This is a genomic window from Microbacterium marinum (assembly GCF_014204835.1).
In the GTDB taxonomy this organism is placed as follows: Bacteria; Actinomycetota; Actinomycetes; order Actinomycetales; family Microbacteriaceae; genus Microbacterium; species Microbacterium marinum.
In genome coordinates this window covers 235,218-249,043 of record NZ_JACHMD010000001.1, presented here as the reverse complement: position 1 = coordinate 249,043, position 13,826 = coordinate 235,218, and the positions used below count along the sequence as shown (strand labels likewise).

Annotated in this window: 14 protein-coding genes and 1 tRNA gene; 6 read left to right on the top strand and 9 right to left on the bottom strand. The window is 68.0% G+C overall.

The genetic code is table 11. From position 1 onward, the window contains the following. Positions 1-44: 44 nt before the first annotated feature. Together BKA24_RS01145 and BKA24_RS15450 are read left to right on the top strand one after the other, a co-directional pair. On the top strand, positions 45-602 hold the full coding sequence (locus BKA24_RS01145; protein ID WP_184214467.1) for a peptidylprolyl isomerase: 558 nt from the start codon (positions 45-47) through the stop codon (positions 600-602). Between the two features lie 247 nt (positions 603-849). Next, positions 850-1,488 (top strand): rhomboid family intramembrane serine protease, encoded by a 639-nt coding sequence (locus BKA24_RS15450; RefSeq protein ID WP_343065827.1) that lies wholly within the window; start codon positions 850-852, stop codon positions 1,486-1,488. 84 nt (positions 1,489-1,572) lie between these two features. On the opposite strand, the gene BKA24_RS01135 is transcribed toward BKA24_RS15450, so the two are convergent. Continuing rightward, positions 1,573-1,809 carry a cell division protein CrgA gene (locus BKA24_RS01135; RefSeq protein WP_184214463.1) on the bottom strand — a complete coding sequence of 79 codons (237 nt, stop codon included), beginning with the start codon at positions 1,807-1,809 and terminating at the stop codon, positions 1,573-1,575. 55 nt (positions 1,810-1,864) lie between these two features. Between BKA24_RS01135 and BKA24_RS01130 the strand changes: the two genes are divergently transcribed. The 3 genes from BKA24_RS01130 to BKA24_RS01120 are packed head-to-tail and all read left to right on the top strand — an operon-like array spanning position 1,865 to position 3,483. Further along, the gene (locus tag BKA24_RS01130) at positions 1,865-2,659 is read left to right on the top strand and encodes a class E sortase (protein WP_343065826.1); all 795 of its coding nucleotides are present in this window, start codon (positions 1,865-1,867) and stop codon (positions 2,657-2,659) included. Then, positions 2,659-2,823, top strand: a complete 165-nt coding sequence (locus BKA24_RS01125) for a hypothetical protein (protein ID WP_184214460.1) — start codon at positions 2,659-2,661, stop codon at positions 2,821-2,823. Before BKA24_RS01130 ends, BKA24_RS01125 begins: the two co-directional genes overlap by 1 nt. A gap of 3 nt (positions 2,824-2,826) precedes the next feature. After that, entirely contained in the window at positions 2,827-3,483 is a 657-nt protein-coding gene (locus BKA24_RS01120; RefSeq protein WP_184220277.1) for an anthranilate synthase component II, read from the top strand. A 2-nt stretch (positions 3,484-3,485) separates the two neighbouring features. On the opposite strand, the gene pknB is transcribed toward BKA24_RS01120, so the two are convergent. The 7 genes from pknB to BKA24_RS01085 form a co-directional block, all read right to left on the bottom strand. Beyond that, complete coding sequence (pknB, locus tag BKA24_RS01115; protein WP_184214459.1) at positions 3,486-5,201, bottom strand: Stk1 family PASTA domain-containing Ser/Thr kinase; 1,716 nt, start codon at positions 5,199-5,201, stop codon at positions 3,486-3,488. A gap of 70 nt (positions 5,202-5,271) precedes the next feature. Then, complete coding sequence (locus tag BKA24_RS01110; RefSeq protein ID WP_184214457.1) at positions 5,272-7,056, bottom strand: protein kinase domain-containing protein; 1,785 nt, start codon at positions 7,054-7,056, stop codon at positions 5,272-5,274. Beyond that, a complete protein-coding gene (locus BKA24_RS01105; protein ID WP_184214455.1) occupies positions 7,053-8,510 on the bottom strand; it encodes a peptidoglycan D,D-transpeptidase FtsI family protein in 1,458 nt (485 codons plus the stop codon). The genes BKA24_RS01110 and BKA24_RS01105 overlap by 4 nt, the downstream gene beginning before the upstream one ends. After that, the gene (locus tag BKA24_RS01100; protein ID WP_184214453.1) at positions 8,507-9,883 is read right to left on the bottom strand and encodes an FtsW/RodA/SpoVE family cell cycle protein; all 1,377 of its coding nucleotides are present in this window, start codon (positions 9,881-9,883) and stop codon (positions 8,507-8,509) included. The genes BKA24_RS01105 and BKA24_RS01100 overlap by 4 nt, the downstream gene beginning before the upstream one ends. Further along, the gene (locus BKA24_RS01095) at positions 9,880-11,112 is read right to left on the bottom strand and encodes a PP2C family protein-serine/threonine phosphatase (protein WP_184214451.1); all 1,233 of its coding nucleotides are present in this window, start codon (positions 11,110-11,112) and stop codon (positions 9,880-9,882) included. Before BKA24_RS01095 ends, BKA24_RS01100 begins: the two co-directional genes overlap by 4 nt. Before the next feature lie 12 nt (positions 11,113-11,124). Next, the gene (locus BKA24_RS01090) at positions 11,125-11,661 is read right to left on the bottom strand and encodes an FHA domain-containing protein FhaB/FipA (protein WP_184214449.1); all 537 of its coding nucleotides are present in this window, start codon (positions 11,659-11,661) and stop codon (positions 11,125-11,127) included. Continuing rightward, complete coding sequence (locus BKA24_RS01085; protein WP_184214447.1) at positions 11,658-12,395, bottom strand: FhaA domain-containing protein; 738 nt, start codon at positions 12,393-12,395, stop codon at positions 11,658-11,660. Before BKA24_RS01085 ends, BKA24_RS01090 begins: the two co-directional genes overlap by 4 nt. A 143-nt stretch (positions 12,396-12,538) precedes the next feature. On the opposite strand from BKA24_RS01085, the gene BKA24_RS01080 reads away from it, so the two are divergent. Next, positions 12,539-12,625: transfer RNA gene (locus BKA24_RS01080), tRNA-Leu, on the top strand. A 208-nt stretch (positions 12,626-12,833) separates the two neighbouring features. Here BKA24_RS01080 and BKA24_RS01075 read toward each other — a convergent pair. Beyond that, the gene (locus BKA24_RS01075; protein ID WP_343066146.1) at positions 12,834-13,796 is read right to left on the bottom strand and encodes a diacylglycerol/lipid kinase family protein; all 963 of its coding nucleotides are present in this window, start codon (positions 13,794-13,796) and stop codon (positions 12,834-12,836) included. Between the last annotated feature and the right edge of the window lie 30 nt (positions 13,797-13,826).

Here is a 13,826-nt window from a genome sequence, read left to right as displayed (position 1 = left end):
GCATCCCGACGGCCAAGGGGGTTGCGGGTGAGAGAATGATCAGTATGCCGATTCATTCCGCTGTCGCGACCCTGCACACCAACCACGGCGACATCGTCGTCAACCTGTTCGGCGATCAGGCGCCGCGCACCGTCACCAACTTCGTCGGTCTCGCCGACGGCTCGCAGAGCTGGACCCACCCCGCCACCGGCAAGCCCGGCGAGGGCCCCCTGTACAAGGACGTCATCTTCCACCGCATCATCCCCGGCTTCATGATCCAGGGTGGCGACCCGCTCGGTCAGGGCGTCGGCGGTCCGGGATACAACTTCGACGACGAGATCAGCCCCGAGCTGTCTTTCGGCAAGCCGTACCTGCTCGCGATGGCGAACGCCGGCCTGCGCCGCAACGCCATCACGGGCAAGGCCGAGGGCACCAACGGCTCGCAGTTCTTCATCACCACCGACCCGACTCCGTGGCTCAACGGCAAGCACACGATCTTCGGTGAGGTCGCCGATGACGCGTCGCGCGCGGTCGTCGACGCCATCAGCGCCGTCCCCACGGGCGCGCAGGACCGTCCGATCGAGCCGGTGGTCATCTCCTCGATCGACGTCGCGGCCGTCTGACCGCACTGTGAGCTCCACCGATCCCCGGAGCAACCCGGACAACTTCTGCTACCGGCATCCTGATCGCCAGAGTTTCGTGCTCTGTCAGCGATGCCTGCGCACGGTCTGCCACGAATGCCAGACGCCGATGCCCGTGGGTGTCGTGTGCCCGGAGTGCCTGGCCGAGCAGCAGAAGGGTCAGCGCGCGGACAACGTGCGCCGTCTTCCTGGACGTATCTCCCGGAAGCTGCGCAGCGACCGTCCGATCGTGACGTACGCGATTCTGATCGTCACCGTCGCCGCGTACCTCATCGGGTTGGTTCCGGGGATCGGGCCGGTCGTTCGCGGCCTGCTCCTCTTCAACAGCGCGTACGTCTATCCCGGGCTGCCGGGCGGGAGCTTCGAGCCGTGGCGGATCCTCACCGTCACGCTGGTGCATGCCACCCCCCTTCCGTTCCACGTCGCGCTGAACATGCTGGCACTCTGGGCGCTGGGGAGAAGTCTCGAACCGCTGCTCGGGCGGTGGCGCTTCCTTGCGCTCTATCTGCTGAGCGCCGCGGGCGGGTCGGCGTTGGTCGCTCTGATCGCGCCCGGCACCACCGTCGTCGGTGCCTCGGGTGCCGTCTGGGGTCTGCTCACGGCGATGCTCATCATCGGCCGGAACATCGGCGTCAACGTGTTGCCGATCGCGATCCTTCTCGGGATCAACCTGGTGTTCTCGTTCGTGGGAACGGGGATCTCGTGGCAGGCGCACGTCGGCGGCGGTCTCGTGGGACTGCTCGTCGGATGGATCTTCGCGCGCACGCGGCCGGTCAAGCGTCAGCCGTTGCAGGTGTCACTCCTGGTGGGAGTGGCGGTTCTGCTGCTCGTCGTGACGATCGTCGTGCCGCCGCTGCTGTATCGCTGAGTTATCCACAGGTTCATCCACAGGTGGGGATGAATCACACCCGTGTAATTCCTGTCGTACGGATGCTGCGGGCGAGCGGAACGCTCAGCGCCAGCGCGTGGTCATCAGGAAGCCGATGAAGGCGATCCCGAAGCCGATGACGAGGTTCCAGGCTTCGATGCCCGGAATCGGGTACGCCTGGCCGCTCAGATAGAACACGATGATCCAGACGAGACCGATCAGCATGAGGCCGATCATGATCGGCTTGAACCAGACCGGGTTCGGGGCGGCTTCGCCTTCGGGCTCGACGAGCCGGTCCTCGTCCTTGTCTCCACGTGCCATGGCCGAAAGTCTACCTGCCAGCCTCCCCACAGCCTGCGCTGACTAGAATCCGATCGTGACCGAGCCCTCCACGCCGTCGGAGCAGCCTTCGCGCCGCTCGCATCGCGCACGCCGACGCCCACGGCCGCGCGCCACGTTCTTGAGCGTGCTCGGCGAGATCCTCATCACCGTCGGCGTGGTGGCGCTCATGTATGTGAGCTGGCACACCTGGATCGGCGACATCATCATCTCCAACCAGAAGAAAGCCGAGGCGGATGCCCTCGCGCAGCAGTGGGCGGCCGAGGCTGAGGAACCAGAGCCGTCGCCCACCGACCCGGACCCGTCTCCGGCCGACCCCGCCGCGATCCCGGTGCTGGGTGATCAGGAGCACGGTGACGTGTTCGGGATCATGCGGATTCCCCGGTTCGGCTCGGACTGGAAGTTCAAGATCGCCTCGGGCATCTCCCGCCCCGACATCCTCGACCAGGGCGAGGTGGGACACTATCCCGACACGGCCATGCCGGGCGACATCGGTAACACCGCATATGCGGCCCACCGGTGGACTTCTGGCGCTCCTTTCGATCCGATTGACAAGCTCGTCATCGGCGACGCCATCGTGATCCAGACGAAGGCGGGTTGGTACACGTACCGATTCCGCTCGCTCGAGTACGTGCAGGACACGCAGGTCCAGGTGCTTCTCCCGGTGCCCAACCAGGAGGGCGTCGAGGCCAACGGTCGATACCTGACGCTCACCAGCTGTGCTCCGAAGCTCAACATGCTCGAGCGGATCGTGGCCTACGCGGTCTTCGAAGACTTCACGCCGGCCTCCGAGGGTGCGCCGGCTTCGCTGACGGACGGAGTGACGGCCTGATGTACGGCGCACTGTGGCGGATCCTCCCCGGTCCCTGGTGGGTCCGGACCCTGATCCTGCTGGTCCTCCTGGCGGCGGTCCTCTACCTCCTGTACTTCCACGTCTTCCCCTGGGTGTTCACGTTCTTCGCGCCCGACCAGGAATCGACCATCGGCGGCGGCTGAGTGCTGCCCGCTTCCGACGCCGCGGCATCCGTCCGCATCCTCGTCGTCGACAACCACGACAGCTTCGTCCACACGCTCGTCGGATACTTGCGCGAGCTCGGCGCGGTGGTGGACTTGGTCGAAGCGGATGCCGGGGACGCGGTCGACCGCATCGCGCACGGGTACGCCGGGGTGCTGTTGTCCCCCGGTCCCGGCGCGCCGGAAGACGCAGGCGATTCGATCGCCGTCGTTCGCGCATGTGTCCGCGAGCGGATGCCGCTGCTCGGCGTGTGCCTCGGGCACCAGGCGATCGCGGTGGCGGTCGGCGCCACCGTGGGTCACGCTGCGGAGCTGATGCACGGCCGGACCTCGGAGGTGCAGCACGATGGGTCTCCGCTGTTCGACGGACTCCCCGAGCCATTCCGCGCGGCGCGTTATCACTCGCTCGCGATTGAGGCAGACACCCTCCCGGCCGACCTCGTCGTCACGGCGTCGACCTCGTCGGGAACCATCATGGCGGTGGCCCACCGCTCGGCGCCGGTCCTCGGCGTGCAGTTCCATCCGGAGAGCGTCCTGACAGAGGGCGGTTACCGGTTGCTCGGCAACTGGCTGGAATCGGTGGGGCTCACGGATGCCGCGTCGCGCGGGGCCGCGCTGTCACCGCACCGGAGCGTCGCCTGACCTCAGCCGCTGCAGACGGTCAGCGTGATCTCCGAGTGCACGGGAACCTCGCCGACGTGCGACTGCACCTTGACCATGCGGGGGTCAGTCGCAGGACACGACGGATCCTCTTGGATCACCGGGGTCAATCCATAGGCGTCTGACCGCAGGATCTCGACGGCCTTGTCGACCGAGTAGTTGAGCGCGAAGTCCTCCACCGTCACGGTCCCGGTCGCGACGACCAGGTCGACGGCGGTGCCCTTGGGGAGCTCGTCGCCCTCTGCGACGCTGCCGGCGCCGACGGTGGCGCTCACGACGGTGTCTTTGCCGAGGTCGGGGTCGCTGCGTCGACTGACTGCTCCGAGGGAAAGACCGGCGCCTTCGAGCGCGCGCGTCGCTTCGTCGAGCGTCAGCGACTCGAGCGGCGGGACGGCGGCTGTTTCGATGCCGGACGACACGAAGACGGTGATCTCGTCGCCGGGGGCGACACTCGTGCCGGCGAGGGGGTCGGTGCGGATGACGGAGTCCGCGGGCACGTCTGCACTCGTCTCGGTGACGCGCCGGACCTCGAGTTCGGATTCGGTGAGCACGTCGTTCGCACGATCCCACGTCATCGAGACGACGTCGGGAACGAGGAGTGCGTTCGGGGTGACCTCCGCGCCTGCGGGCCGGAACGCGGTCACCCAGATGAGCACCGAGATCAGGAGCGCCGCGAGGAGGGCGATTCCGGCCCACACCCACGCGACCGGCGGCCCGGACTGCGTCCGTCGCATCGTGTCGTCGCTGCTGAGCTGACGGAGCGAGCGCGCTGTCTCCGCCGCCTGTCGCGGATCGGCGCCGTACAGCTCGTTGCTGAGCGACTCGACCTTCCGCTTGCTCGGCGCTTTGCGTCCGGCAGCCGTGGCCAGCGCGTCGCGGAAGGCCGCCGCTGTCTGCGGGCGCTGGAACGGGTCTTTGGCGAGTGCCCGAAGAACGATCGCGTCCAGCGCGCGAGGAGCGGCATCCGTCACCTCGGAGGGCGGCACCGGCGCTTCGCTGACGTGCTGGTACGCGACGGCGATGGGGTTCTCGCCCCGGAACGGCGGCTGCCCGGCGAGCATCTCGTACAGGACGATGCCGGCGGAGTAGATGTCGGCGCGTGCGTCGACGGGGTCGCCCTTGGCCATCTCGGGCGAGAAGTACGAGGCGGTCCCGATGATGGCGGTGGTTTCCGCGACGGTCGAGGAGGAGTCGGAGACGGCACGGGCGATGCCGAAGTCCATCACCTTCACCTGACCGGCATCCGTCACCATGACGTTTCCGGGCTTGATGTCACGATGGACGACGCCGGCGAGGTGGGAGTATTCGAGCGCCTCCAGGATGCCGTCGGTGTAGCGGAGCGCGTCGGCGAGCGGAAGCGGCCCCTCGGCGAGGATGTCCTTCAGCAGGCGCCCGGTGACGAGCTCCATGACGATGTACGGCTCGGGGTGCGGGGCGCCGTCGGGGCCGGTGCGCGTCTCCTCGCCGGCGTCGAACACCCGCACGATCGCGGGGTGCGACATGCGCGACGCCGACTGCGCCTCGAGGCGGAAGCGGGTGCGGAAAGCCCCGTCCGCGGCGAGACCCGGATCGAGGATCTTGATCGCGACTGCCCGGCCGAGGGTGAGGTCTTCGCCACGGTACACCGAAGCCATGCCGCCACGGCCGATGAGGTCATCGACGCGGTAGCGGCCCGATAGTACGCGTGACTGAACGGACACATCACTCCCAGGGCTGGACGGGGCAAGCCTATAAGAGTGCTCCGGGGAGCCTCCTGATAGACGCCCCGGGTCAGCCGTCCCCGCCCTCGACGGGCGGCGTGACGACCGGGTCGGGCTCCTGTGCCGGCACGATCGAGGCGGAAGCCTCGCCGGAGTCGCCCGAGGTGCGCTCCCCGTTCTCGCCGTCGCAGGTGACGGTGTAGGCCACCGAGAGCACGCCGCTGTCGCCGGCGACGACCTGCTGTGGGCGCTGGTCGATGCTGAACTGACCGGTCGATTCACCGTTCACGGCGAAGGTGCCTCCGGAGAGGGTCATCGTGTACGTGGAGACTGTCGGCGAGCCGGCGGGGCAGGTGTAGCTGTCCCACATGACGTTGACCGTCGATCCGGCGGTGACCGTACCGTCCGCGTTCCCACCCTCGATGCGGGGCGCAGCGGGCGTGTTCATCGGGGCGGCGGTGTCGTAGTAGCTCAGTGTGATCTGGCGCGTGAAGTCGACGTTGCCCGTCGGGTCGACCGCGTAGACGAGGCCTTCCTGGTCGCTCGAGCCGGCCGGCGTGCCGCGTTCGCAGACGACGTTGCTGAACTGGTTCTCGTTCAGGATGCGCGTCGCCTCGTCGCACGTCTTGCCGTTGAGGTCGAGCGCGCCGGGGTTCCCCGTGGTCGGCTCGGGCTCTTCGGAGGGCGTCGGTTCGTCCGGTGTTTCCACCGGCGTCTCGATCGTCGAAGAATTCGACGGGCCGGGATCGGCCTCGTCGCCCGGGTTGGAGACGAGGGCGATGATCGTGCCGATCAGCACGACCGCCAGGAGGGCGATGAGCGCGATCAGCGGCCAGGTCCACGGGCTGCGCTTCTTCTTCTTCGTCTCGGGCTCGTCGGTCACGGTCGAGGCGGCGGCCTCGGCAGGCAGTGCCGCTGTGGTCGGGAGGATCCGCGTGGCGGCTCCCGTCGCCCCCGCGGACGTCAGGAGCTTCGTGAACTCGTCATCCGACCCACCGCCGGCGATTGCCGGCACGATGGCCGCAGCACCGGCGACGTCGCCGCGACGCAGCGCGGTCGCGGCCCGAGCGACGGCCGAGGTCGACGCGGGGCGCTCCTCCGGCTTCTTCGCGATCATGCTCATGACGAAGCGCTGCACGGGGTCGGCGACGGTCTCGGGAAGAGGTGGCGGGGTGTCGTTGATCTGCGCCATCGCGATCGCGACCTGCGACTCGCCCGTGAACGGACGACGTCCTGCGAGCAGCTCGTACGCGACGATGCCGAGCGAGTAGATGTCGGTCGCGGGGGATGCCGCGTGGCCGGAGGCCTGCTCCGGGGAGAGGTACTGCACCGTGCCCATGACCTGACCGGTCGCGGTCAGGGGAACCTGGTCGGCGATCCGGGCGATGCCGAAGTCGGTGATCTTCACGCGGCCGTCGGGCGTGATCAGCAGGTTGCCCGGCTTGATGTCGCGGTGGACGAGACCGGCCGCATGCGCGGCCTGGAGGGCGGATGCCGTCTGCGCCACGATGTCGAGCGTCTTGTCGGTGGAGAGGGAGCCCTCGCGTTCGAGGATCGTCGACAGCGCCTCGCCGGGGACGAGCTCCATCACGAGGAACGCGGACCCGTTCTCCTCGCCGTAGTCGAAGACGCTGGCGATGCCCTCGTGGTTGACGAGCGCGGCGTGGCGCGCCTCGGCGCGGAAACGCTCGAGGAACCCGGGGTCGCCCATGTACTCGTCTTTGAGGATCTTGATCGCGACGGTGCGGCCGATGACGTGATCGGTCGCCTCCCAGACCTCGCCCATGCCGCCGATGGCGATCCGAGAATCCAGCTCGTACCGTCCACCGAAGCTCACACCCTGAGTGGGTCTCATTCGCTCAGCACCGCCTCAATCACTCGTTTCGCGATCGGGGCCGCGATCCCACTGCTCGTGCCCTCTTGGCCGAGCCCTCCACCGTTTTGAACCATCACCGCGACGACCACTTCGGGATTCTCGGCGGGCGCGAACCCGGTGAACCACAGCGTGTACGGGTCCCCCGGGTTGTGCTCCGCCGTACCGGTCTTCCCGGCGACGTCGACTCCGTCTATTCTCGCACCGCTCGCTGCGCCGTTTTCGACATTGCCCACCATCATCTCGGTGAGCGTCGCGGCGTCCTCCTCGGACATCGCGCGGCCGAATTCGGTGTCGGCCGGCTCCTCTTGAACGGTGAGGTCGGATGCCACGACGCGGTCGACCATGCGCGGGTTCATGACCACGCCGTCGTTCGCGATCCCGGCGGAGATCAGCGCCACCTGCAGCGGCGTCGCCTGCACGTCGCTCTGACCGATGCCGCTGAGCGCGGTCTGCGGCTCGTCGAGACCCTCGGGGTACTTCGACGCGGTGACGTCGAGCGGGATCTCGAACGCGGAGTTGAAGCCGAACTTCTGCGCCTGCTCGCGGAGCGCGTCGGTGCCGAGTTCGAGGGCGAGCTCGGCCATCGGGATGTTGCAGCTCAGGCGCAGGGCGGTCTCGAGGGTGACCTCGTCGCCGGGGCCGCAGGTGCCGCGGTCGAAGTTGTGCAGGACGCTGTCGCTTCCGGGGAGCGTGAAGGTGGCGGGGTTGTCGAACGTCGACTCGGGCGTGTAGTCGCCCGAGGCGAGAGCCGCCGCGGTGACCACGAGTTTGAAGGTCGACCCGGGAGGGTCGAGGGCGTCCCGCGAGGCGCGGTTGTAGAGCGGGTCGAGCGGATCGTCGACGAGCTGCTGGTACGCCGCGTTCACCTCGGAGCTGTTGTGCGAGGCGAGCAGGTTGGTGTCGTAGCTCGGGCTCGTCGCGAGGGCGAGGATGCGGCCGGTGTCGGGCTCCATCGCCACCACGGCGCCTTCGTATCCGTCCAACGCTTCATACGCGACCCGCTGGAGGTCGGGGTCGAGCGAGAGGAGGACGTTCGAGCCGCGCGCCGGCTGGCCGCTGATGATCTGCTCCATGCGGGTCAGGAACTGCTGGCTGCCCGTCCCCGCGAGGGCCGAGTTCATCGCCTGCTCGAGCCCCGTGGACGAGCGGAGCACCGGGTTGATGAACCCCGTGACGGGCGCCCACATCTCGGCATCCGGATACGTGCGCGACCAGCTGTAGACGTCGTCGCTCGGCACGGACGAGGCGATCGCGGTGCCGCCGGCGAAGATCGTGCCGCGCTGCACTTCGTAGGAGTCGTAGAGCGACCGGCGGTTCTCGGGGTTCTCGGCCAGCTGCGGAGCGATGGCGACCTGGATCCAGCTGGTCGCCGCGAACAGGCTGACGAACATCAGCAGGATCACGATGCTGAGTCTGCGGAGCTGTTTGGTCATCCGATCACCACCCGGGGACGCGAGCGAACGGCGTCGGAGATCCGCAGCAGGATGCCGATGATCAGGAAGTTCGCGATGAGGGACGAGCCGCCGGCGGCGAGGAAGGGCATCGTCAGGCCGGTCAGCGGGATGAGCCGCGTCACGCCGCCCACCATGATGAACACCTGCAGGGCGAGGGTGAACGACAGGCCCGTCGCGAGGAGCTTGCCGAAGTCGTCCTGGCCGGCGATTCCCACACGGATGCCGCGGCTCACGAACACCATGTACAGCGCGAGGATCGCGAAGACGCCGACGAGGCCGAGCTCTTCGCCGAGGCTCGGCAGGATGTAGTCGTTGTGGGCGAGCGGGGTGAGGTTCGGTCGGCCCAGTCCCCAGCCCGTGCCGAGGAGACCGCCGTGGGCGAGACCGAAGATGCCCGAGACGAGCTGGTAGCTGCTGCCGTTCACGTATGCCGGGTTGAAGGCGTCGAGCCAGTTGTCGAAGCGCGCGCCCACGTACGGCAGGATGCGCGACGCAACGAGCGCACCGGAGACGGCCAGAAGCACGCCGATGATGACCCAGCTGGTCTTGCCGGTCGCCACGTACAGGGTGGCGACGAACATCCCGAAGATGAGGATGCCGGTGCCCAGGTCGCGCTGCAGCACGATGATGCCGAGCGAGGCGCCCCAGATGATCAGGAGCGGACCGAGCTGGCGGGCCTTGGGCCACGTGATGCCGAGGAACTTCGTGCCGACCGAGGTCAGGGCCTCGCGGGTGCGCACGAGGTAGCCGGCGAAGAAGATCGCGAGGCAGATCTTCGCGAGCTCACCGGGCTGGAACGTGAAGACCCCGGCCACCGAGACCCAGACGTCTGCGCCCGCTTCGACGCCGAGACCGGGGACGAAGGGCAGCAGGAGGAGCAGGAGTCCGGTGAGTCCGAAGATGTAGGTGTAGCGGAACAGGACCCGGTAGTTGCGCAGGAAGATCACGATCGCGATGGCTCCGGCGACGGCGATGGCCGCCCAGACGAGCTGACGCATCCCGAGGGAGGTCCAGCCGCTGACGTCGCGCGCGATGTCCAGGCGGTAGATCATCGCAATGCCGAGACCGGTGAGCAGCGTCGCGATCGGCACGACGAACGGGTCGGCGTCGCGGGCCCGGATCCGTGTCACCACGTGGAGCGTCAGGGAGAGCGCGGCCAGACCGCCGCAGTACGACAGGAACGTCGGGTCGATCTCGCCGTGGGTGCCCAGCTGCACCAGCACGGCCGCCGCGGTCGTGATGAGGAGGGCGAACAGCAGCAGGCCGAGTTCCCGGTTGCGCTGGGTCGCCGGCATCCGCAGTTTCCGGAGTGCCTTGATGACGGTGGTGTCCGTCTCGATCTGAGCGGTCATGGCGCTCCCTGCTGACGGAGGTTGTCGACGATGGCCTGCGCGTCGGCGAGCGAGCGCGCCGAGATCGTCTGCTCGACGGAGAGCCGCTGGTATGCGGGGAGGTCGGCCAACAGGATGTCGGTGTCCTCGTAGGTGGTCGACAGCGAGATCGGACCGATGTCCTGCTGGATGCCGCGGTAGATCACCACGCTGTCGTCGTCGGGGCCGATGAAGTAGCGGGTCTGCGTCCAGGAGTACGCGAGGAAGCCGGCCGCGGCGATCGCGGCGATGATCGCGACGAAACCGACGAACCACCAGACGCGGCGGCGGCGGCCGCGGCGTCGATCCTCCTCGATGAGCTCCTCGAGGTATTCGGCGGCCGGCTCGAAGTGGGTCGGCTCGTTCGCCGCCTGGCGCCCGGTCTGGAACCAGCCGCTGCGGGCGGGCCGCTCCGCGACGATCTCGATCCCCTGCGGGTTCGACGCGGAGCCGACGATGGTCGCCGTGCCACTGAACATCGGGTGGCGGCCGCCGACGTCGACGATCACGATCGTCACGTTGTCGGGGGCGCCCGCGTCGAGTGCCTGCTTGAGCAGCATGTCGGCCGTGCGGCCGGGGGCGAGGTCCTGTCGGAGCACCTTCGCGGTCTGGGTGTCCTCGACGACTCCGCAGAGCCCGTCGGAGCAGATGAGCCAGCGGTCGCCCGGCTGGGTCTGCATGATGAACGCGTCGACTTCGGGGTCTGTGCCCATGTCGCCGAGCACGCGCATCAGAACCGAGCGACGCGGGTGATAGCGCGCTTCCTCGGGAGTGATGCGTCCCGAGTCGACGAGGCGCTGAACGAACGTGTGGTCTGTCGTGATCTGCGTCAGGACCCCGTCGCGGAACAGGTACACACGAGAGTCGCCGATGTGGGCGATCACCGCGTACTCGTCGACCATCAGCACGGCGCTGACGGTCGTGCCCATCCCGGCGAGCTCAGGCCGCTCGGCGACCGTGTCGACGAGGAGGTGTGCGGCGTCGGTGATCGACTCGCGGAGCTCGCGCTCAGCCTCTGCCGGCGTCGGGAAGGAGTGGTCGAGGGACTTCAGGTGGTGCACCGCGATGCTCGAGGCGATGTCGCCGCCGGCATGACCACCCATGCCATCCGCCACCATGAACAGGTTCGAGCCCGAGAAGCCCGAGTCCTGGTTGTTGGAGCGGACCTTCCCGGTATGCGAGATGGCGGCGCTGGAGCCCTCGAAGACCATCGGTGCGGGCCGTTACTTCCGCAGCTCGAAGGTCGTCGCGCCGACCTTGATCGGGGCGCCCACGATGATCGGGACAGGGGATGCCACGCGCTCGCCGTTGTGCCAGGTGCCGTTCGTCGAGTCGAGATCCTGCACCATCCACTGCTCCCCCCACAGCACGAGGCGTGCGTGGTGGCTGGACGTGTAGTCGTCGCGGATGACGAGGCCGGATTCGCTCGACCGGCCGATCGTCAGCGGCTCGTCTCCGAGCGGCAGCTCGAGTCCGGCCTTGGGTCCGCTCGTGATGACGATCCGCGAGACGCTGTCGACCGTCGCCTTCCGCGGTCCGCTCGGCGCGGCAGGACGCTGCGAGATCGGGGTGACGAGCGAGGTCTCCGCGTTAGCCGGCGCGGTCGCGACCGGGCCGGGCGCGGCGGCCGCGGGCTCCGGCATCCGCCTGACCTTCACACCGAACAGGTCGGCGCGGAGCGAGTAGACGACGGCGAAGACGAAGAACCACAGCAGGATCAGGAATCCGATCTGCAGCAGCAGCAGGGTCAGTTCACTCACGCAGAGCCTCCGAGGTCGAACAGCCTCGTCGCGTCATCGTCGGCGGGCCGGGACGGGGTGCGCGGCGCCTGGGCGACGACGCGGAACGTGATGCGGGTGCGACCGATCGTGACGACCGAGTCCGGCGTCAGCGCGGCCTCGGACACCTTCTGGCCGTTCAACTGGGTGCCGTTGGTCGACCCCATGTCGCGGACCATCGCGCGGCGACCGTCCCAGAGGATCTCGACATGGCGGCGGCTCGTGCCGGCGTCGGGGATGGTGATGTCGGCATCCGACCCACGTCCGATGACCGTGCGGCTCTTAATGAGGGTGTGCTGCTTGCCGTCGATCTCGACCACGCCCTGCCACGACACGTCCTCTGCCGTGGCGGCCGAGCGGGAGCTGACCCTCACGGTGCCCGTCGAGAGCTTCTCGTCGGTGACGAGCGTGATGGAGACGGGGCCGGCGAAGCTGTAGTTCTGCTCACGCGCGTGCCGCTCCACCAGCTGTCGCAGCTCCGTATCGAGCGCTGACCCGATCGCCTGCATGCGCTCGTGGTCGGCGTGTGCCAGGCGCACCTCAAGGGTGTTGGGCACGAGGATGCGGTCGCGCGAGACGACGGCGGCCTTCGCATCGAGCTCGCTCCGCAGCGCGGAGGCGATCTCGACGGGCTGCACGCCGCTGCGGAAGGTCTTGGCGAACGCACCGTTCACGGCGCGTTCGATTCCCTTCTCGAAGCTGTCTAGTAGTCCCACGGGGCTCCTCAGGCAGTCTGGACCGGTGCGTACATGCTAGTTGCAGACCCTGGCAGGGTCTGGGGAAGGCGGGTGCGGGCGATTCTCCGGCGGGCTCGCGCCATGATATCCTCGGAAAGTTGATCCCGTGGAGACACGGGCTCGCGCGAGTGGCGGAATTGGCAGACGCGCTGGCTTCAGGTGCCAGTGCCCTTATGGGCGTGGGGGTTCAAGTCCCCCCTCGCGCACCACAGGTGCGAGACAAGCCGGTCGGAGATGTGAATCCCGACCGGCTTCGTCGTTTCCGGGGACCGGGAGGCGACTGACGTGCGAGCCCCATCCGATCAGCGATGACGAGGCGTGGTCGAAGCGGGGTGGACTCGCGGAGCTCCGGTCGTCCCATAGGCTCGCTCGCGCTCCGCGACCTCCGGTCTCGCGCCTGTCTCGCAGTGCTCGTCCCTATGACACCCCTGCCAGGAGGGCGGGGTGTTGAGTTCTTACGAGGAGCGCACCGGGCTGGACCGTGATGCGGACAGCTCGGACTTTCCCAACGCTGTCACCGTCCAGTTGTATCGCCCGCGGCTGATCGAATGTGGCGTCGAACGCGCTGCCCTGAGCGTAGGCAAGTGAGTGCAGGTCGGGGATTCGTCGCAGGATCCGGCGGCTCAATCGTGACCGACGCGCTGCGCCCTGAAGGGTGAGCCGTGAACCGATCCCCGCCCACCCGAAGCGTCCCGTCGGTCGCATCATGACGACATCGAGAAGTCCGTCGTCGATGACGGCTCGGGGAATCAGCAGCATGTTGCCGGCGAGGGTGCCGCAATTGCCGACGATGATCGTATGGGCGCGCGAGCTGTGCGCCCGACTCCCATCGACGCGGTAGACGACGTGGAACAGCCGATTCGCGATCACGGATCTCGCGATCGGGGTCACGTATGCGGCCCAACCCAGATGCTTCTTGGCGAGAGCGTTCGTGTTCTCAGCCATGTCCGCATCCAGGCCGATGCCGGCCATCACCACGAATACGTGCGTCGTCCGATGCCGGTGCTCGTTTTCCAGCTCCACGATTCCGACGTCGATTCGCCGGTCGTGGCCGGTGAAGGCCGCCGCGACAGCTGTCTCGGTGTCGCTGAGAACGACGCCGAGTTCGCGAGCAAGGAGGTTTCCGGTGCCAGCGGGTAGGAGTGCCATCGGTATTCCGGTGCCCTGCAAGACCGCCGCTGCGGCTCGAACTGTCCCGTCACCGCCCGCGACGAGCAATACTGCTGGTCCGCCGCTGATGGCCTCTCGTGTCGCATTCAGTCCGGAGTCCTCTGCGCGTGTGGGGTACCAGCGAGTCGGCGCCCAGTCGAGCGCCGTTTCACGAGCCGCGGCGAGCTCACGAATCTGCCTCAAGGACGCCTTCTCAGGGTGGTAGACCACAGCCGCGTGCGGGGCTTCGTTCACCTCTCG

Bases quoted from the DNA above. Each gene is read 5' to 3' on its own strand.
- BKA24_RS01145 (WP_184214467.1), top strand. From the start codon at position 45: ATGCCGATTCATTCCGCTGTCGCGACCCTGCACACCAACCACGGCGAC.
- BKA24_RS01135 (WP_184214463.1), bottom strand. From the start codon at position 1,809: ATGGCACGTGGAGACAAGGACGAGGACCGGCTCGTCGAGCCCGAAGGC.
- BKA24_RS01125 (WP_184214460.1), top strand. From the start codon at position 2,659: ATGTACGGCGCACTGTGGCGGATCCTCCCCGGTCCCTGGTGGGTCCGG.
- BKA24_RS01110 (WP_184214457.1), bottom strand. From the start codon at position 7,056: ATGAGACCCACTCAGGGTGTGAGCTTCGGTGGACGGTACGAGCTGGAT.
- BKA24_RS01105 (WP_184214455.1), bottom strand. From the start codon at position 8,510: ATGACCAAACAGCTCCGCAGACTCAGCATCGTGATCCTGCTGATGTTC.
- BKA24_RS01100 (WP_184214453.1), bottom strand. From the start codon at position 9,883: ATGACCGCTCAGATCGAGACGGACACCACCGTCATCAAGGCACTCCGG.
- BKA24_RS01095 (WP_184214451.1), bottom strand. From the start codon at position 11,112: ATGGTCTTCGAGGGCTCCAGCGCCGCCATCTCGCATACCGGGAAGGTC.